13 protein-coding genes are annotated in these 20,871 nt (G+C 42.4%); 5 read left to right on the plus strand and 8 right to left on the minus strand.

The genetic code is table 11. From position 1 onward, the window contains the following. Nucleotides 1–228 precede the first annotated feature (228 nt). The gene (locus H148_RS0106765; RefSeq protein WP_029034133.1) at nt 229–2,247 is read left to right on the plus strand and encodes a S9 family peptidase; all 2,019 of its coding nucleotides are present in this window, start codon (nt 229–231) and stop codon (nt 2,245–2,247) included. 376 nt (nt 2,248–2,623) lie between these two features. On the opposite strand, the gene H148_RS18295 is transcribed toward H148_RS0106765, so the two are convergent. Next, nucleotides 2,624–3,607: an AraC family transcriptional regulator gene (locus H148_RS18295; protein ID WP_051286253.1), complete on the minus strand. Its 984-nt coding sequence runs from the start codon at nt 3,605–3,607 to the stop codon at nt 2,624–2,626. A 170-nt stretch (nt 3,608–3,777) separates the two neighbouring features. Here H148_RS18295 and H148_RS0106775 point away from each other — a divergent pair, with 170 nt between their 5' ends. The 4 genes from H148_RS0106775 to H148_RS0106795 all read left to right on the plus strand — a co-directional run bounded on the left by H148_RS0106775 (nt 3,778) and on the right by H148_RS0106795 (nt 9,966). Beyond that, complete coding sequence (locus H148_RS0106775) at nt 3,778–6,264, plus strand: TonB-dependent receptor (protein WP_156877216.1); 2,487 nt, start codon at nt 3,778–3,780, stop codon at nt 6,262–6,264. Between the two features lie 12 nt (nt 6,265–6,276). Then, nucleotides 6,277–7,623, plus strand: coding sequence for a hypothetical protein (locus H148_RS0106780; protein ID WP_029034135.1), 1,347 nt, complete (start codon nt 6,277–6,279; stop codon nt 7,621–7,623). A 79-nt stretch (nt 7,624–7,702) separates the two neighbouring features. Continuing rightward, the gene (locus H148_RS17375; RefSeq protein ID WP_037324714.1) at nt 7,703–8,872 is read left to right on the plus strand and encodes a PepSY-associated TM helix domain-containing protein; all 1,170 of its coding nucleotides are present in this window, start codon (nt 7,703–7,705) and stop codon (nt 8,870–8,872) included. A 452-nt stretch (nt 8,873–9,324) separates the two neighbouring features. Next, on the plus strand, nt 9,325–9,966 hold the full coding sequence (locus H148_RS0106795; RefSeq protein WP_029034136.1) for a spermidine synthase: 642 nt from the start codon (nt 9,325–9,327) through the stop codon (nt 9,964–9,966). A gap of 129 nt (nt 9,967–10,095) precedes the next feature. Here H148_RS0106795 and H148_RS0106800 read toward each other — a convergent pair whose 3' ends face one another. From H148_RS0106800 to H148_RS0106830, 7 genes are all read right to left on the minus strand, one after another. Then, a complete protein-coding gene (locus H148_RS0106800; RefSeq protein WP_029034137.1) occupies nt 10,096–10,314 on the minus strand; it encodes a YgaP family membrane protein in 219 nt (72 codons plus the stop codon). Between the two features lie 40 nt (nt 10,315–10,354). Beyond that, complete coding sequence (locus H148_RS0106805; RefSeq protein WP_029034138.1) at nt 10,355–10,660, minus strand: hypothetical protein; 306 nt, start codon at nt 10,658–10,660, stop codon at nt 10,355–10,357. Between the two features lie 462 nt (nt 10,661–11,122). Further along, nucleotides 11,123–14,380: an efflux RND transporter permease subunit gene (locus tag H148_RS17380; RefSeq protein ID WP_083961593.1), complete on the minus strand. Its 3,258-nt coding sequence runs from the start codon at nt 14,378–14,380 to the stop codon at nt 11,123–11,125. A gap of 120 nt (nt 14,381–14,500) precedes the next feature. Then, nucleotides 14,501–15,583, minus strand: a complete 1,083-nt coding sequence (locus tag H148_RS0106815; protein WP_029034139.1) for an efflux RND transporter periplasmic adaptor subunit — start codon at nt 15,581–15,583, stop codon at nt 14,501–14,503. A 381-nt stretch (nt 15,584–15,964) separates the two neighbouring features. Then, nucleotides 15,965–17,281: a TolC family protein gene (locus H148_RS0106820; protein ID WP_029034140.1), complete on the minus strand. Its 1,317-nt coding sequence runs from the start codon at nt 17,279–17,281 to the stop codon at nt 15,965–15,967. Nucleotides 17,282–17,467: 186 nt separating this feature from the next. Beyond that, on the minus strand, nt 17,468–18,028 hold the full coding sequence (locus H148_RS0106825; protein ID WP_029034141.1) for a hypothetical protein: 561 nt from the start codon (nt 18,026–18,028) through the stop codon (nt 17,468–17,470). 152 nt (nt 18,029–18,180) lie between these two features. After that, entirely contained in the window at nt 18,181–20,562 is a 2,382-nt protein-coding gene (locus H148_RS0106830; RefSeq protein ID WP_029034142.1) for an AAA family ATPase, read from the minus strand. Between the last annotated feature and the right edge of the window lie 309 nt (nt 20,563–20,871).

Here is a 20,871-nt window from a genome sequence, read left to right on the forward strand (position 1 = left end):
AATTTTTATTCTTTACAGTTTTCCAATTTGGAAGCCCTTCAGTCCTATCGGCAGCAGGGCTTTTTTGGTTGTTTTAATAGCTTCTATCAAACTGCACTATTGTCAAAAATGGATCATCAAAGATCACCGGACGCTGTCGGAAACCGCGTCGTCCATAGTGGAGCTAAATTTTCATCTTTCTTATGAGCAAGGAGTTTTGTATTTTGAGCTCCCTAAAATTCAGCTTATATGAAAAAATTATTTCCCCTGTTTCTCTTTTTAGTATTAGGGACTTCAGTCTCAGCCCAGAAAACACCGCTGGAACTCACTGATTTCTTTGATCTTGAATTTGTATCCGATCCGCAGATCTCTCCCGATGGTAAAAAGGTCATTTACGTTAGGAATTTCAAAGACATAATGACCGATAGTAATCATTCCAATCTCTGGATAGTGAATGCCGACGGCAGCCAGAACCGGCCGCTAACCTCAGGAAACCAGACCGATATTTCTCCACGCTGGTCACCGGACGGGAGTAAGATCGTCTTTCTTTCAAATATGCAGGATGAGAAAATGAAACTCTTTCTAATGTGGATGGATACCCGGGAAACTTTTCCGTTGACCAATACTTCCCAATCTCCCGGAAATGTTAGCTGGTCCCACAAAGGAGATCAGGTCGCTTTTACTATGTTTGTTCCTGAACAAGAGGAATCAATTATTCAACTACCGCAGAAACCTGAAGGCGCAAAATGGAATGAAGCTCCTATATATATTGATGAATTAAATTATCGTGGCGACGGCAGCGGATATTTAAAGGCAGGGAATGATCAAATTTTTGTACTGTCCACCGATGGCGGAACTCCGCGACAGCTCACCACTGCAGAAGAGAATCTTGGAGCCCCTGCATGGTCTGAAGATAACACAAAGCTGTATTTTTCGGCTAATCTACACGAGGATGCAGACCTGGAACCTAATAATTCTGAAATTTATGAGCTGGAAATAGCGTCCGGAGAAATGAAGACACTTACTACGAGAGTAGGGCCGGACAGTAGCCCAAAAGTTTCTCCTAAAGGTGACCTTATTGCATTTACAGGTTATGACGATGAATATCTGGGATACCAGATGAGTGAGCTTTATGTGATGGAGCCAGATGGTTCCAACATACGCCACCTTTCTACAGACTTTGACAGGGACATTGAGAATATACAGTGGGATGGAAAGGGCAGAGGTCTTTACTTCCATTATAACGACCATGGCAAAACTAAAATAGGTCACATAGATCTCAAAGGAAACACCGAAGTGGTCGCAGATAATTTGGGCGGACTCTCCCTGGGCAGGCCTTATAATGCAGCAGCTTTTTCAGTTTCGAAGGACGGAACACTTGCCTACACACTGGGCACTCCTGAACATCCTGCAGATCTTGCCATAAAGGAGGGGCGAAACGTGGAGCGGATTACGGCTTTAAATGATGATCTGTTTTCCTACCGCGAACTGGGTAATGTGGAAGAGATCACCTGGAAATCCTCTTTTGATCAAAGAGAGATTCAGGGTTGGCTGGTAACACCTCCCGACTTTGATCCCAATAAGAAATATCCATTTATCCTGGAGATCCACGGTGGACCTTTCGCAAGTTACGGCTCAGTTTTTTCCGCAGAGGTACAGGCGTTTGCTGCAGCAGGTTATGTAGTGCTCTATTCCAATCCGCGGGGAAGCAGTGGCTACGGTGCCGAATTTGGAAATCTTATCCATCACAATTATCCCAATCAGGATTATGACGATCTTATGAGCGGTGTGGATGCAGTGATCGAAAAAGGTTTTGTTGATGAGGAGAACCTGTTCGTAACTGGTGGCAGTGGGGGCGGAGTATTAACCGCATGGATCATTGGGAAAACCGATAGGTTTAGTGCTGCCGTGGTAGCCAAGCCGGTGATCAACTGGTACAGTTTTGTATTGTATGCAGATAACCCTGCTTTTTTTACCAAATACTGGTTTCCTGCCAAGCCCTGGGAAGATCCTGAACATTATATGGAGCGGTCTCCAATATCTTATGTGGGAAATATTACTACACCTACAATGCTATTGACGGGAGAGGAAGATTACAGAACTCCTATAGCCGAATCTGAACAATTTTATACAGCTCTTAAACTTGAAGGTGTGGAGGCAGCCATGGTTAGGATTCCCGGTGCATCACATGGAATTGCCAACAAGCCGAGTAATCTCATAGCTAAAGTAGCTGCGATTCTTGCCTGGTTTGAAAAATATAAAGAATAAATGCCTTTTTAAAGAAAATAAAAGTCAACAGAACTAAAAACAACCAGATCCTGCTCATCTAATGAGCAGGATCTGGTTGTTTTACATAGAATCAGAGGACTTTGAATGCAGCAGGAAATGGAGAAGCAGAAATATAGTCTTGATCTATCTGAAAATTTCCTAACCTGATAATTATCATAGTTTAAATCAATTTTATTTGTCAATTTTCCTAATCCCCTTCAACCTGAACTCCCCAATGGAATATAAGATCTACATAGCAGGAGGAATATTGACAATTCTAGTCGTGGCATTATACTGGCTCTTGTTAAACAGGAACAGCAAGTAGTTTCTCCGGGTCTGAAATATTGAAAGAAGTACTTCTAATAAACTAAATTTTTCAATTAAGAGAACTTGGCAGGATACCATAGTATTTTTTAAAGGCGACCGTAAAGTGCTGCGGATTTTTATACCCTACTTTGTAAGCAGCTTCCGAAACCGATAATTTATCATCTTTTATAAGTGTTTTTGCACTTTCCATTCTGAGCCTGGTGATATACTTAAAAATGGTTGTGGAATACACTTTTTTGAAACATTGCTTCAGTTTTGAAGTATTGAGTCCGGCTATGGGTGCGAGTTCTGCAATGGTTATGAACTCCCTGAAATTTTCCCTGATGTGTTCTTCCACTCTCAGAATTCCTTCATGTTCTGTTTTTGAAAGATTTTTATCTTCAATTTCAGAAGTATTTGAAGTGTCATCTACGAGAAAATTCACTAGCAGGGCTGTGATCCTGGCTTCCAGGTAGATCTTTTTAATATGTCCACAGTACCAACAGCTTATTATTTCTCTAATGTGTTGTTGGAGTTCGGCTGGGATGGGTCTGCTTTGTTCCCATAACAGGAATGCGCGGTTCTTGTTTAGCCCGGCTTTTAATTTTGAAGATAATCCACTGTAATCGAAACCAATTATTTTCTTCAGGAGTTCTTCCGTGAATAAGACTTCCAGGGTTTTTCGGGAAGGGGCTTTAAAATTAAGGCAGCCTTCGGGCCTGGTTAAATAGAAGATATTGAAGTGTCCTGCGGGAATGGACATAACAGGAGCGGCGGGATCTGCCGGAGTGTAGTTATAGTCTCCTTCCAGCTCAAAATGAAGCTTGAAAACCGGGGAATTTCCGGAGATGTTCATGGTATAACCTGCGGGAACCTGTAGATCCTGAATAACTAAACAGAAACGGTCAAGATGCAGTTGACGGACATTTCCTTTTATTTCCACCCTGTCAATAATTATAGTTTCTTCATTAAAAATTTCGGCGCGAAAATCTTTGCTGAAAGTTTTCACCACAGCATTTTCTTCAAAAAGAGAACTCTCTAACCTTAATTCCATGTTTTAATTATCTGTGTGACTTCTTTGTACCTCCTTTCCGGCGAAAGACCGGCCGGAACATTATTCCTTTCTCGTAAGTAAAAATTCCTTTTGCGTTATCCGGGAGCTCTTCTGCTCCTGTACCTTTGCCAAAGGTAATTATTTTTATTAAATCTAAATAAGCACAATTCTTGAAATCTCTAATAATCTATTTTTTCCTGGCTTTCTTTTACGGTTTTTCAGTGGCACTAATGGCTCAGACGGCGCAGAGTTCTTCAGAAAAGCTCAAGGCAGGTGCTAATGCTGTTTATAAGCTTACCGGCCATGTGAAAGATCATAATGGTTATTCTTCTGCCAATGTTGAGATAGTGCTTTCCAACACAATTAGAGAATATAAGACTGTTTCAAATACTTCAGGCTATTATGAAATTGAGGGGCTTTCTTCCGGAGCCTATATCCTGGAGATTAAAAAGGCTGAATATTTAGATTACAAAGAAGTTATTATTGCTAGGGAGGATATAATACTCAATTTGCAGATCAACAATGCTTCAGATTATGAGCTGGAAGAAGTGCTCCTGAACATAGAATCTGTCAAATCTGAAATCGAGAAAAAGGGCTTTGCCGTAAATGTGATTGAGACGCAGGAAGCTGCAGTGCGAAATATTCAAACCAATGAGCTCCTAAACAGGAGTGTTGGAGTAAAAATTCGGCAGGATGGGGGTTTAGGGGCTTCTGTAGATTATAATCTCAATGGAATGTCCGGTAACTCTATTCAGCTCTTTATTGACGGAATTCCAATCTCTTCCTATGGCTCTTCCTTTAACCTTAACAGCATAAGTCCAAGCATGATCGAAAGGATTGACGTCTATAAAGGTGTGGTTCCCGCCGAGCTGGCTTTTGATGCTTTAGGAGGTGCCATAAATGTCATTCTGAAAAAGGATTTTAGCAGCCAGATCAATGCTTCAGTTTCCTACGGCTCCTTCAATACTACTCAGGCGAACTTCAATGCTGTGTATCAGGCAGAAAATTCCGGGTTTTTTGTGAAAGCCTCAGGATTTTATAATCATTCCGATAATGATTATGAGGTTTGGGGAAGGAATGTCTACAACATCCTGCCCAACGGGAAGTATGACTATGTAAAGGTGAAGAGATTCAATGACGAATATTCTTCTTACGGCGGAATTATCGAAACGGGTGTCAAAAATGTCAAATTTGCAGATCTTTTTTCTGTAGGCTATACAGCTTCCGATTCTTATAATGAAATTCAGCATGGAACTTACATGACGATTCCCTATAAGGGCAGATTCATGGAAGCCGATGCCGGAATTGTAGATCTCACTTACGAGAAATCTGATCTTTTGATCAAAGGTCTGGACCTTGATTTCCATGGCTTGTATAGCGAGCGTAAAAGAACCATCAATGACACCGTAACCTGGACCTACAACTGGTCTGGCGAATTAAGCAGGGACCGTAGGACGGGAGCGCCAATTCCTTCGCAGCGGGGAGCGCAGCAGGGGCCTCTAACAATTCAGAATATTTACAGAGATATTTACTCTTTTAGAGGCGGACTAGGGTATTCGATCGATAATAATCATAAGGTGAGTTTCAACCATGTACTTTACAATATTTCCAGGGATGAGAATAATGAACTGTGGAATGGAATAAGGAGGGATTTTGTGGAGACGCGGAAACTGGAAAAAAATGTCACTTCTCTTTCTTATGAATCCCGGTGGTTAAAAGAGGCATTAAAAACTACCATTTTTGGAAAGTATTATCAGCAGGAAATTGAGAAAATGGATCCTGTTGTAAGAAGGATAGATGGTGAAGACGTGAGGGTAGAAGAACATTTTAGCCGGGAAACCAGCCACACCGGGTATGGAATGGCGGTATCGTACCTGGTCAATTCGGGCATAGCCGTTTTGGGTTCCGCAGAGAGAGCTATCCGGCTGCCTTCAGATAATGAAACCTTTGGGGATGTGGGAGAAAATATTGTGGAAAACCCAGGAATTGAACCTGAAAAAAGTAACAATTACAACCTGGGATTAAAACTCGGACCTTATAAAATAAGTGACCACAGCATCTCTCTTTACGGCTCAGGCTTCCTGAGGGACACGCAGGATAAGATCGTAAGGCAGACTCAAACCACACTTAACGACGCGATCCAGACAGCTCCTTTTGAGAACCTGAATAAGACCCAATCTCAGGGTTTTGATGCAGAGCTGAATTATACCTATAAAAATAACCTGAACCTGCTGGTGAACATGTCAAAATTCAATACCAGGATGAAGGCCAAATATGATAGCAACGGGAATGTGTTGTTCAATTATAATGCACAACTTCCCAGTGAACCATTTTTAACAGCCAATGCCGCGGCACAATACTCTTTCAGGAACATCTTTCAAAAGGGATCCCTGCTAAACATATACTACAACTATGCGTATGTGGAATCTTTTTACAACGTCTGGATCATTAATAAAAGAAGTGGTCTGGAGAATTCCCAGGTTCCCGAACAGCATATTCAGGATGTTGGATTAAGCTATGTGTTTCCGAAGAAGAACCTCATAGTAAGTTTTGATGCCAACAACATCTTCAATGAACAGGCCTATGACAATTTTGCGGTTCAGAAACCCGGAAGAGCATTTTACCTAAAACTCAATTACTCAATCAATAATTTCTAAATAATGAAAAAAATGAAAAATAGATTTACAAAAGTACTCGGTTATGCAGTTGTAGCCGGACTGTTAAACCTTTCAACAGGTTGCAGCAGTGATGATCCCATCACTCCGGACCCCGAACCAAATCCCGGAGAAAGCAGGTGGTTTACCATTGCAGGAGCAGTAATGGATGAAACCCCGGGCAACGGTAATGGGGGTACCGTGATATATTCTATCTCAAAAGAAAACGCCCAAGATCCTGACTATGCTATCAATGTTTTTGAGAACGGATTCCAGGTTAGATCTCAAAGGACGGCAAGATTACAGTCTTCGGTAGATGGTTCTACCATGTTCAATATTGCCTACGGAGGCGACAATGGAGGAGAATTTTTCAAGTACATGGTTAATGGAGGTGACAATTTTGAGCAAACAGGGGGTCTGGTCAATATTTTACAATATGCTGGAACTTCTCCAAGATGGGTGAAGTTGTTCGATGGAGATAAAACAGGAGTGGCCGTTAGCGTTACCAGACCGCAGGTGAATGAAGGAGAAACTTATAAGTTTACAAGAGGTACTGCTACAATAGTTACCATAGACATGGAGAACGTAGAGATCTCAAATAATATCTCTTTTGAGATCCCTCTTTCTGCAGAAGAAGAGGCAGCAGGCCACCATATTTTTAGGCTGGATACGCCGGTACTTAATGCTGCAGGAGATAAATTGGTCATTGGAATCTGGATGGGAAAAACAGATCCTGCCACAGGAGAACGTGACGCGAACGCCTACGAAAGACTTGGTTCAAAAGCACTTGTGGTAGACTATCCATCTCTTGAGAATCCTAAAGTGATCACATCTACCTTAGGATTTGGGGATACCAGCGGTTACCGTAGCTTTAACAGCTTCCTGGCCGAGGATGGTAATATCTACCAGGCTACTCAAAGAGATCCGGGCGGGTCACATATTCTAAAGATCAATTCAAACAATGAATATGATAACAGCTATGACTTTAGCCTTGATGAAGCCCTGGGCGTTGAAGGAGCCTACATCCAGAGCTGGAGATATGTGAAAAACGGAATTGCTTACGTGATGTACACTCATGAGGGGGCAGCAACCACAGGTTTTAATGCAACTACGCAACAAAGTTTCCTGGCGAGGGTAGATCTTAATTCAAGAACAGCCGAGAGAGTAAATCTGCCTTACGAGCCGGATATGTACTTCTTCCAGTACCAGGGCTTTGTGGTAGACGGGGATAATGTTTATGTGACTGTTTCTCCTGTAGGAAAAGATGGAAATATCTATATCCTGAATAGCGTAACCGGAGAAGCGACCAAAGGTGCGCAGTTGCTCAATGAGCCGGGCAATCACTTTATCGGGGTGTTTTAAATAGAAACATAAGAATAAAAAAATCACACAGTTCCGGCTGCAGCCTCTGGTTGGTGGCCGGAATTTTAAATTTCCTTCAATGAAGAATAAAAAGAAAAAATACGGCTTTAGAAAGTTATTGAATGACCTTCATTTATGGCTTGGCCTTGGCAGCGGGATCATCCTTTTTCTTGTATGTTTAAGCGGAACGGTGCTCACTTTTGAGAAGGAGATCAAAAGTTTTTTTGCTAAAGATTTCCAGGTCTCCGGCACGAAGGTCATGAAGATTGAAACTTTAGCTGAAGCCTTGCAGAAGGAAGGAGAAGTGTCCTCTGTAAGCATACCTGCGGAAGCCGGGAAAGCCTATGAATTTAGAGTTAAGACATCGCCCGAAGATCGCCGCGGCACCACCTTTTACGTAGATCCTTATACCGGCGAATACTTGCAGTCTAAAAAATCCTCCCTTGACGGATTTTTCATGTGGAATTTCAGGATGCACCGCTGGCTTCTTTTAGATTCAGCTATTGGAAGACCCATTGTTGGGATAGCTACGATCATCTTCCTTTTCCTAGCCTTAAGCGGGGTAGTGCTCTGGTTTCCAAAAAAGCTGAAATGGAAGAACATGAAAAGCGGCTTTAAGATTAAAACTTCTGCCAACTGGAAACGTATCAATCACGATCTTCACAACACACTTGGATTTTACGCCTGCATTTTTCTTGTGATCATGACCCTCACGGGGCTCTTTTGGAGTTTTGAGTGGTACAGGGAAGCAGGAAGTTCTGTGCTGGGGACCAAAGTATTTAACAGGGGCGGAGCCCCTTCCTTTATTTCAAATGATAATATAGGTGCGGGAGATGAAGCCTCCCTGGCTTCTATCTGCAGCATTTCTTCTGAAGAGCTGAATTACGACGGCACCACCACCATCTCATTTCCTTCGGGGGAGGACGGAGTGTATAATATCAGGAAGACCAATGATAACGGCTGGTCTCCCGTGACGACAGATCAGCTGGTTTTAGATAGAGACGGGACTGTTTTAAACAAAGAGATCTTCAGTGAAAAACCTCTGAATGTACAGATAGCTTCCCTTATCAAGCCAATTCACACGGGCGAGATCTTCGGGACTTTTTCCAAGATCATCTATTTCCTCGCCTGCCTCATCGCCACCAGTCTGCCCATCACCGGAACCTTAATCTGGCTGAATAAAATGAAGAAGAAGAAACCGAAGAATAGAAACAAGAAACAAGAGCCAGGAGTCAAGACTGTGTTTTAATAAGCCACTATATTTGGTGCCCGGAATCTGATGTTTACCGGTTGCGCAAAACTTTCAGGTCCAATTAAAAGGGGAAGCTTGAAGTCACTGAATTAATGGCAGAATAAGATAAATTGTGCAGAGGACAAAATTTGGGCTAAAGCCCTGTTATAATTTTTCTTAAAAACCCCTGGCTAAAGCCAGGGGCAATTCAAAAGCAGGGATAACCAAATATTCTGAAATTTTCGGGGATTAGCCTCTCCGCCTTGCCTTTGCCTAAAGGCAGAAATTTAAACTTCCATAGAGATAAGAATTTTTTTCTGAATTGCCTTCGCCTTCAGGCGGAGGCGTGTATAAATATTTGAACTAAGGGCTTTAGCCCAATTCAATTCAGTTTTATTATTTCCTTGAACTTCTCTCTTTTCCACTTCCCTTCCTCCTTCCAACTTCTAAAATCGTATTTTTACGGGGCTATGAAAAGATCCCTCAGTTACCTGTGGCCACTAACTAAAAAATACAATTCCAACTACAGCGGAAAGCTGGAAGTCACCTGGATCAATGGCCGCAAAGTGCTTGATAGCAGCAACGCCAATTATTCCTATGGTGCGCTGCAGGAGGTGCTGGACCGCGGCTTCGCAGAAGTTCGTGCAGACCGTGCTGCTCCCGTTTTACTTCTTGGCCTGGGTGGAGGAAGCGCAATCCCCCTGCTTCGGGAGAAATACGGCTACTACGGCAAGATCACTGCGGTAGAACTGGATGCTGCCGTTATTGAGATTGCAAAAAAGGAATTTGAAATTGAAGCACATCAACCCCTCGAACTTATTTGTGCAGATGCCGGGGAGTATGTAGAAGCCTCGCCGGAGAAATTCGGATTCATCATCGTGGACCTCTTCCTGGATCTGCAGGTACCCGAGCAGTTCTTTTCAAATGTCTTCTGGAAAAATGTAGCTTCCTTGTTAACACCATATGGTAAGGTCCTCTTCAATTCCGGTATAAACTCCGCTCACGAAGAGCAGATCTCCTGGCTTCTCAAAAATGACCATTTGGACATCAGTTTTTTCAGAAAAGATGAAGTTTACGGCAGTAATACGTTATTGTTTGGGGAGAAGGCCTGAACAGTCAGTATTAATAAACTGTGAATCTGAATTGCCGGTATGATCTTTATTTTAATAGGATCATCTTCCTTTAGGAAAAAATCAGTTGATGTAAACCACCAGGTTTTGACGCTTCAAAAATTCCTGCGGTTAAATATTGGAGCGGGATTTCTTAGGTATGGCTTCATTCCTTATCCCGAATTTCTTCAGAATATCTTCCATTAGACACCACTGCGTTAGGGAAGACTGCAATAAATTGATTCCCACAAAGGCTGTAAACCATAACCAATTGATGTTGACGTATACTGCCAGCAGCAGACTTATAAGAATGAAGGTTCCGGCGATACCGCGTATTACTCTGTTTAGCATAATCTTGAATTTTAAATTGTTAATTGTTTATTGATCATTGTTAAATCGATTGTTCTATAGGGACTACTACTGCACGAACAGGGTTATTGGTCTCCAGGTTATTGTTAAATTCCCGTACTGTGTTAAAGAATTCGCTGATCTTCTCCTCATCTGTGAACGAAAAGAACATGGAGGATTCATTTCCTCCCTTTTCTCCGGGAAACCAACTCTGAGTAGCGACCAGGTTATTTCCGTTCTTATAGCCATCGATCTCTGAAGAGCTGAAGGCTTCAATATTCGCTTTTTTAAATAGCTTTAGTACGTCTTTTTGAAAAGCTGCTACGCTTGTTACTATTAGTAGTTTCATCTTCTTGGGTTTAATGTTCAAGGTTCAAGGTTTCGGTTCTTGGTTGTCGTTTTTCGGTTTTCGGTTGTTTTTACTGTCACCTCGAGCGGCGTCAAGAGGTCAATAATTTCAAAATCTTTTTTCGTTTTTTCCCCACCCTAAAGGGAGCCGAAAAAATTATTGTGAACTGTATTTTTTATTTTTTCATTCCTTCGTACTTCTAACTTCGTATTTCGTTTAACCCCCCGCCCTCCATGAAAAATTCATGGTTATTTTTTGTGATTTATTTGTCATTCGTCACACTTTTCTGTCAGGTCGAGCGAAGTCGAGACCTCCTTCATTACCTCTCGACTCCGCTCGAGGTGACAATGTAACTCGTTTCCGCCTCCCTTTAGGGAAGGGGTAAAGCGGAAAGGCTACCCACAACTCACAACTCACAACTGACAACTGACAACCCGCAACCCGAAACTCACAACTCATAACTCATAACTCTGCACTGGATAACTCCGTTTCTCTCTCTTCCACAACCTCCGGTTTCTCCTCCCTGTCCTCATACTTCTTTCTCTCGATCATGTAGTACACCAGTGGCACTACCAACAGGGTTAGGAAGGTTGAAACTATGGTTCCTCCCATCAGCGAGATGGCCAGTCCCTGGAAAATTGGATCGAAGAGGATCACAAAGGCTCCTATTACTACCGTTCCTGCGGTTAAAAGGATTGGCGTGGTCCTTACGGCCCCTGCTTCGATCACCGCCTGCTTCAACGGAATTCCGTCTTCCAGTCGCAGGTTCACGAAATCAATGAGCAGCACCGAGTTCCGCACCATGATCCCGGCGAGCGCGATCATCCCAATAAACGAAGTAGCGGTAAAGAAGGCGCCCATGATCCAGTGTCCAAGTACGATCCCTATCAGGGAAAGCGGAATGGCAACCATCATCACTATAGGTGCCTTAAAGTTCTGGAACCAGCCCACGATGAGGATGTAAATGATCACGATCACTCCCAGAAATGCAATTCCCAGATCCCGGAACACCTCCAGGGTGATCTGCCACTCTCCGTCCCATTTTACAGTATAGTCATCTTCATATTGCGGCTGACCCATATACAGGTCACTGATCTCATAACCGGCCGGCATGTCGATCTCCTTCAGTTTTTCTTCCATTCCAAGGATAGCGTAAACAGGGCTCTCGAGTTCCCCGGCCATATCGGCCAGCACATAAACCACTCGTTTTTGATTTTTACGATAGATGCTCTTGTCCCTTACCACCTCTTTTGGCGTTACCAGATCGGCAATGGGGATCATTTGACCACTTTGGGAAGCGATCTGGATATTCATGATATCCTCAACCGAAGATTTTTCCTCTTCATCCAGGGTAAGCACGATTCCCACCCTTTGGGTAGCTTCTTCATCATAAAGCTGCGTAATAGCTCTTTCCCCCATCGCGGAGTTCAGGGTATAAACGATCTGCTGGGGAGCAATGCCATTGAGCATGGCTTTTTCCTTATCTATTTCGAATTCGTACTCTTTTTGATCGGCTTCGACCATCCAGTCTATATCTACCACATCTTCGGTATTATGAAGTATGGTCTGGATACTGTCAGCAAGTGCGATCTGTGTCTCATAATCGGGTCCGTAGACTTCCGCTACTATGGTAGATAATACCGGAGGTCCCGGCGGAACTTCCACCAGCTTGATGTTGGCTCCGTATTTATCTCCTATCGCCTGGATATCCGGACGCAGCAGTTTTGCAATGTCGTGACTCTGCAAATCACGATCTCCTTTTGGCAACAGGTTCACCTGGATATCGGCAGTGTTACTAGCTCCCCGAAGGTCATAGTGACGTACGAGTCCGTTGAAGGTAATGGGGGCAGAGGTGCCAATATAGGTTTGGTAATTTACTACCTGTTCGCTATTGCTAAGGTATTGACCTAGCTCTTTGGTCACCACGGCTGTTCTCTCTAAAGTTGTTCCTTCAGGCATGTCGATCACCACCTGGAATTCGTTCTTATTATCGAAAGGCAGCATTTTCACTGCCACGTCTTCCGTAAAGAACAAGGCAACAGAACCCAGCAGGAGTAGGGCAGTTAAGCCCAGGAAGCCCCAACGGATCTTCTTGTTGTCGATAAGTGGCTCTTCAATGCGCCTGTAGATGCGGTAGATCATGGAATCTTCAATCTTCTCTTCAGGCTTTTCAGGTGCTCCTTTTTTGGTCTTTTCCCTAAGAAAAATAAATCCGAGGTATGGCGTGATCGTAAGTGCCACGAAAAGGGACAGGATCATCGCGATAGAAGCACCAATTGGCATTGGGCTCATATAAGGTCCCATCAGTCCGCTTACAAAAGCCATTGGCAGCACCGATGCGATGACCGTAAAGGTCGCAAGGATTGTTGGGTTTCCTACTTCGTTAATGGCATAGAGTGCGGCCTGTTTGAAGGGCAGGCGTTTCATCTTAAAGTGCCTGTGCATGTTCTCGGCAATAATGATCGAGTCATCCACCACAATACCTGTTACGAATACCAGAGCAAACAAGGTGATCCTGTTCAGGGTGTAATCAAGCATGTAATAACTAAGCAGCGTAAGGGCAAAGGTGATAGGTACCGAAAGGAATACCACCAGTCCGCCACGCCAGCCCATGGCCAGCATCACTACCAGGGTCACCGCTATGATCGCGCCAATAAGGTGCAGCAACAGTTCCGCAACTTTGTGCGAAGCGGTTTCCCCGTAGTTTCGGGTCACTTCCACATGCACATCTTCCGGAATAAGGTTCGTTTGCAGGTGTTCCACTTTCTCCAGGATAACATCGGCGATCTTCATCGCATCGGCTCCTTTGCGTTTGGCTACAGATAAGGTTACGGCAGGATATTCCCCCGGATAATTTTCCGAAGCATTTATTGCCTGTCCAAATCCAAAATTCACATAGGATTTTGAGATCTCAGGCCCGTCCTGTACCGTTGCAATTTGCTTCAGGTACACCGGCTGACCATTATTCAGTCCCACGATTAGGTTTTCCACATCCTGAGGGGATTCCAAAAAGCTTCCGGAGCTAACCAGAATTTCACTGTCATTCCGGTCAAAACTTCCGGAGGAAAGCTGCTGATTGGAGGCCTGGATCTTTTCAGAAACCCCCAGCATATCCAAGCCACTGGCCGCCATCCTGTCTTTGTCCAGCACCACGCGCAGTTGCCTGTCACGGCCCCCAATGGTGTTCACAATAGAAACATCTTCCACCTTTTCGATCTCATGGCGCAGCTCATTGGCCATTTGCCGCAGCTGGTAATCATCATAATTTTCGCTCCACAGAGTGAGCCCCAGTACCGGAACATCGTCAATAGCCCGGGTCTTCACCAGCGGCTGGGTCACATTTGGCGGGAACTGGTCCATATTCTTCATGAGCTCGTTGTAGAGCTTCACATACGAACGTTCAATATCCTCGCCCACGTAGAACTGCACGATCAACATCCCCTGTTCCTCCATGGAAGTAGAGTAGACATACTCCACACCCGGAATGTTAGAAACCATCTTTTCCAGGGGCTTAATAATGCGCTGTTCCACCTCGGTAGGGCTTGCACCCGGATAGCCTACAAAAATGTCGGCCATGGGCACATCGATCTGCGGCTCTTCCTCGCGGGGAATGAGAAACGACGCGTACACCCCCACGATCATGAACACGATCATGAGCAACACCGTCAATTTCGAATTTATAAAGCCTTTGGCAATCTTGCCTGCTAATCCTTCTTTCATATTATTTATGGTTCTTTGGGCGTTTCCCCACCTTCGCTTAAGCTTCGGCGGGGTCAGGCTTTCGGCGCTATCTCCCTTCCTGCGGTCGGGAGGATAACTGCCTCAATCCTTAACGCTGCTTTATTCCTTTACACTAACTTTTGCTCCGTTGAACAATTTTCCGTCTGCCGAAACTATATAGGCTTCCTCAGGGTTAAGTCCGCTAAGAACTTCTACACGGTCTCCGTAAGTTCTTCCCAGTCTCAGCCATCTTAGCATCGCGGTATTTTGCTGACTCACGGTATAAACTCCTTTCAGGTCCCCGCGGGTAATGATAGCCTCGGTTGGCATCATTACCACTTCGGCAGTGCTTTCCTGCTTCTCTACCGGAAACCTCACCGTGGCATACATGCCTGATTTTAAATTGGCTTCAGAATCTTCAAGAGCTACTTTAACCAGGTATTGTCCGCCGGTGTTACTGGCCGAAGTACTTACTTCGCCCACTATTCCCGGAACGGATTCGTCAACAGATTTTACCATGACGTCTACTTTGGTTCCTGTTTCTACCTTGGAAATACTGGATTCCGGAACTCTTGCAGTCACCTCAAAATTCCCGGGGGCTTCTATGGCTAAAAGCGGCTGACCCGGATTCGCCATAGTGCCTTCTTCGGCAAATTTGTTGGTGATGACTCCGCTAAAGGGAGCACGTATGTTCACGTAAGCGAACTGGGAGTTCACTTCATTTTTCATTTGTCTGGCAGCTTCAAGCCGTGCCTGCGCCATCACGAAACGCGCGGTCTGGTCGTCCATTTCTTTCTGGGAAGCCGACTGCTCTTCGTAAAGCGCCTTAAAACGTTCGTAATCTTTTTTAGCGTTGTTAAAAGCGGCTTCAGCTTCGGTGATACCAGCGTTTACCTGGGCCCGTTTTGCCTGCAGGTCGCTGTTATTGATGGAAACCAGCAACTGTCCTTTATTTACACGGTCTCCCACATCCACGGGAATGTCATCTACAAACCCCATCATGCGGGTGCTAAGGGTGGCGCTGTTCACCGCTTCGATCTTCCCGCTGGCAGTAAGAAAACGATCTCCCGCCCCCGCCGGATTCTCCACCTGTACGGGTACAACGGGACTTTCATTTACCGCCTGTTTTTTATCATCGCTGCCACAGCTCGTCGCGAATAATCCCAGGGAAGCTAATGCTAGTGTGTATATTGTTTTTTTCATTTCTGTTGGTTCAAGGTTTAAAGTTTAATGTTCAAAGTTTTTTTAGTTCTCGGTTATGGGTTTTCAGTTGTTTTTCGCTGTCACCTCGAGCGGAGTCGAGAGGTCTTTGTACTCTTCACTCCCTTTTTTCCCCCGGCCCCCTGAAGGGGGAGAAGGGCATTCTTGTTCAAATTTTATTTTTGTTTCCAGAACCACTTCGACCGTCGCTCCTTTCAGTCGCTGGCTCAGTGTGACATTTGTTTACTTATTCTTTTTTCGTTTGCCCTCCCGATAGCTATCGGGACTAAAGGGAGCCGAAAAATGTATTTTTAGAGTGGTATTGGAATTTGGTGCTTGGTGCTTGGATTTTTTTACTCTCCACTTTCCTCTCCCCACTTTCCACTATTCTGTACTCTCTGTTAAAAACTCCAGGTATGCTACTGCATAATTATACTCATACACCGTCTGGAAATACTCCAGCTGCTTTTCTGAATATTGGGTTTCGGCGCCAAGGAGGTCTGTTGTTTTTTCGAGACCCTGTTCGTAACGGTTATTTCTTATTCGCAGGGCTTCTTTGGATTGTTCCAGGGCCAGTTGGGTGAGCTGCAGTTTGTTCTCTGCATCCTGTAAAGCGCGGGTGGCGCGGTTTAGTTCCAGCTGACTCTGTTGTACGTGTTGTTCCAGTTCCAGTTCTGCCTGCTTGAATTCGGCTTTGGATTGTTGGGTCTTTCCGAAGCGCTTGCTGCCGTCAAAAACATCCCAGGTCAAAGCGACTCCGGCCAGGTAGCCGTTAGCATCTCCCTGGAAGATCTCGTCATCATAAAGTTCATAGCTTCCAAAGGCATTAAGACGGGGCAAAAATGACATTTTTGAGGCCGTATACATTTTCCTTCTTGCATCGGTGGCCAGTTCCATTGCTCTTATGTCGGCACGGTCGGCGGGAAGGGCAGGAGCGGTTGCGGAATTCAGCTGCACGCTAAGGGAATTCTTTGGCAGCAGCACGGCGTCAATCGAGTCGCCCATGAGGAACATGAGGTAATCGCTCGCGTTCTGCACGTTGCTCCTGGCGTACTGCAGCTGGTTGTTCACCTCGGTCACGCGCACTTCCACGGCCAGCACATCAGAGCGCTGCAGATAGCCCTGCTTGAAGTTGTTCTCGGCTAGTCTCAGGTTCGCCTGTGCTGTTTCCAGCGCCTGCTCCAGTACGGTCACCGCTTTGTGAGCGAGCTGCAGCTGCATATAGGCTTTTTCGGTTTCGAGTTTCATGTGGTCGCCGGTGCGAACGCCCTGCAGTTCTGTAGCCTGCATCTTGTTCTTCGCAGCACCACGCTCCCAGAAGCCATCCAGGTTTACCAGCGGTTGCTGCACTTCCACTTTGGTAGCGAAATTGTCGATGCGGTCGGGGTTGTTAAGGCGGGCGGGATCGAAATCACTTTGGGTGATGCGCTCCTGGTTCAGTTTGGAACCAAAGGCCATAAGGGGATTATTGGTGGTCATTCCGGTATGGGAGACACTTATGTTGGGTAGAAAAACTGCGTTGGATTGTCGGTACTGCGCCCGGGCTGCAAGGAACTCCTGCTGGGAGATCCTTAGCTGACTGTTATTATCCTGCACGCGTTGCAGCACTTCTTCCTTTCCAATGGAAACTGTTTCCTGCGCCTGTAACAGGAAGCCAAAAAACAGTATGGGAAAAAGGATAAGGGTTCTTGTTCTTTTCATCTCTTAAAATTTGTGAGACAAAAATACCCTCAGGAAGTGCTGCTATCAGTAACATTTGTTACCTAGCAATGTAGCATTTGTTACAGAAGGGGTGGGGGAAAATGTTTTTTAGAAAGGCTTATAGAAACCGAGAGGGAAAAGTTGAAAATAGGTTTGATCCTTATCAATTCCCTGTTTCTAAAATTTCTAATTTAATGTTGATGGTGGTAACGGTGGTGGGGGCGGGGTGTGGTTGAATTTATCAAAAACTAATCCCGTTTGATCTAAATAAGATTGATATCCATTCAAAAACCAATTGTTAATATGATCTGGACGGGTAAGTATTTGTGAATTCTTGTAAGTCAAATGTCCATCTTCCATTTTCACAGTAGAATTTAAAATTAAATGATATTTTCCACGGTGAAACTCTTCTCCTTTTCTTTGAGGTTCAACTGTTAGCGAGAATATAGTTAGCTCCAGTTCGTCGGGATTGTTTGTTAAGAAGTAGAAGGGGAAAATGTGGCTCTTAGCCTGCATATTTTTTAGAAACTCAACTCTATTATCCAAGATGAAATTTTTAATTTGCACTGAGTCAGTTGCCGAAAGGTTAAACTTCTCTACTAATTTTAGAAAATCATCGGAATTATTAATAAACAGGAGAGTTTCTTTTACATCTGCATTTATTCTATCAAATTCCTTTTGGCTCAGACCTTGAGCAATAATACTACTGGTAAAAAGAAATACCAGTACCGTTGTAATTGTTTTCATTTTTTAATTTTTTCCAACGGTTTCGCTTATCGCCAGTTGGCGGAGTAAGGGACGCGGATTTGTCGGATTAGTATTAATTCGTTGGTCAAGTTAATTATTTTCCTTCTAACGCTGCCGCTTATTGGTGGTGAACCGTTGTTGGCTGCTGGTGTTTAAGCGGATTGAACTTCTTCAACTCCAATACTTTTCAGTAATGCTTCATACTGCTCTTCGTCTTTTTCTTCAATTTTGTTAAGAATAAATTGAGCAGTTTTTTTCATCTCCGGAACATCAATTGGTGTCATACTTCTCTCAAACAAACCTTCTAAATGAGAATATTCATTATTAATTCTATCTGTCATTGATGCAGCTTGGCTATTATTACCAAAGAATCTTTTTAGTTTGTCATCCCTTTCTACAGCGTTTGGATATTTGTAAAATAGAAATGCTTCTAAGAATTTTCTGGTATTGTTTGCGAAATTATAAAATAAACTATGTTCTGAGGTATCAGAATCTGCCTTAGCGCATTGATAGATTTGATGAAACAGAAAATTAAATTCTGTTACATAATCTTTTAAATACTTTGGCATATCGCAGATTTTACTTTCATTATTTTCCCTTGTAATGAGAAAGTAATGACTAAGGTTTTTATTAAGAGCTTTTGGTAATCTTTTTAGATATTTTAAAAAATCTAAATTATGTGTAGAAATGAAAATTTGTTCAAATTTATCATTTATTATTATTTCAGAATTTATTAAGCTGTAAACGAAGAAAATATGGTTTGAATCTAAACTGGAAATTGGATCATCAATCCAAATTATTGGTTTTGTCCCCTTGGTTTCAACATCATCCAATTTGGCCATAAAATAGCAAAACGCTATTAAACTGCATTCTCCTTCACTCAAGTGATGAGCTTTTTTACCGTCTCTTATAATTTCGAATTTTATCTTTTTTTCTTCGTTCTCGTCTGGATGCTCAATTGCTTGTAGAGTTAGAAATTCGTGACCAAAAAAATTATTTAAAAACTCGTTTACCTTTAAAGCACCTTTTTCTTCATCATTCATCAATCTTTGCTTGTCCAAGATTAATTTTTTTAAATCTTCAATTTTATCGAGAATGGCAATTTTGCTTGCTTTATCGGTCTCGAAAATAGATTCCAGTTCATTTATTGTTTCTAATTCTTCATCATATTTTATAGTTTCAAGAAAATCAGCAACTTCTTTTAATCTTAAATCTTCCTGAGCTTGTAATTGATCTTTTTTAAGAGACGAAGAATAGCTGTTCGATTCCGTTCGGAGTTTATTGTATAAATTTTCTAACCAGATTAACCTATTTGCACTAGTTGTAAACGCCGTTATTTTTTTAGGATTTAATATATCATTTTTTCTCTCTTCTAAATCCTTCTTTAGTAAATCGAACTCGTTTTGAACTCTTGATATTATATCAATTTTAATTCTTTCTAGCTGTTCTAACTTGTTATCAAATTTACTGTAGAACTCGTTCTTGTCAATTTCGAGGTAATAATCTAAATGCTCTTTTTCAAGATCGATTGATCTTATTAATTGATCTATTTCTGATTCTAATTTATCTGATTCTTCATCAAAATGTTTATCTAATTTTTTCCATCTTTCATCTGAAATTTCGTTTCCGCAAAAGGCACATTCTTGTAACTTATTTTCGTGTAATTTTTTTCCTTCTTTGACCCATCTATTAAGAATACTATCTTTTACTAATTCTGTAATTTTATTGGAATCTCCAACCTTTCTTTCCAAAAGTTCTTTTGTCTGAATTAATATTATATCAAATTTGGTTTTGTGGAGTTTAGGATCAGGAATTGCTGTTTTTATTTTTTCCTCTAGTAATATTAGCAGTTCTTTACTTTGGTTATTTCCAATTCTTTGAAAATCTTCTTTTTGAACTGACTTGATATCTTTTTCTAATTTGGAAATTGAATAATTTTGATCACCGAATTTAGCTGGTTGATATTTTATTCCAACTTTTCTATCAGTTGCTTTATCGCTTAATTGAGCATTCAATTTTTTTGATTCTCGTCCAAAATTATCTTGACTGATTTTTAATTGCTCTTTTGCTTTTTTGTAGTCTAAATAAAGACCTGTTTCCTTTTCTTCCTCGTCAATACCTAATTCCTTTTTTAGATCTAATATCTCAGTCTCGAGCGAACTATTTCCTCCCAAAATTGCAAATGGCAAAACACTATCTTCGGGATTAGAAATAAACTTTAAATTTTCTTTGATAAAATCTTCATTGAAAACTCTAATCTTTCTTTGATGTTCAGTTAAATTAGATTGAGAAATATCCTCCCCATCCTCAAAACTAACTAGGAATTCTGGGTTTTCATATTTATTAGAAATTTCACCAACTTCAAGTGATCTTAAAATCCTGGAAAGAGTGGTTTTCCCGGAATAATTTCTACCATATAAAATATTGATAGGTTTGAAATTAATCACAGTATTACCTTTATCTCTCAAATTACTATCCCAGTCGAAACTTTTAAAGACAGCGAGATTTTTAATCAATTTGATTTTTTTGATCATTAATTAGAAATTTATTTTTTCTGATCACTTGCAGCCAACTTGTTATATCACCAAAATCCTCAGCCATTATTCTTATTAGCGGCGGGATGACAGCAGGATTTTTGGCGCTCCTGTAAATTTATTAAAATTTTGTTAAGGAGCAGTTACGGGAAACCGTAAAATCAATGACCAATTATCAATGAACAATGAACAGAAATTCTTCTTGGACGGGAGATTTTTCTGTCGCCCAAAAGCTTATGGAAAATGACATTTTTGGCACCTTTTCTTTATGCTCTCCTTTTTTGTCTCTGTGCGCTTAGTGTGAAAATA

This window comes from Salinimicrobium terrae DSM 17865, assembly GCF_000424665.1.
Classification (GTDB): Bacteria; Bacteroidota; Bacteroidia; order Flavobacteriales; family Flavobacteriaceae; genus Salinimicrobium; species Salinimicrobium terrae.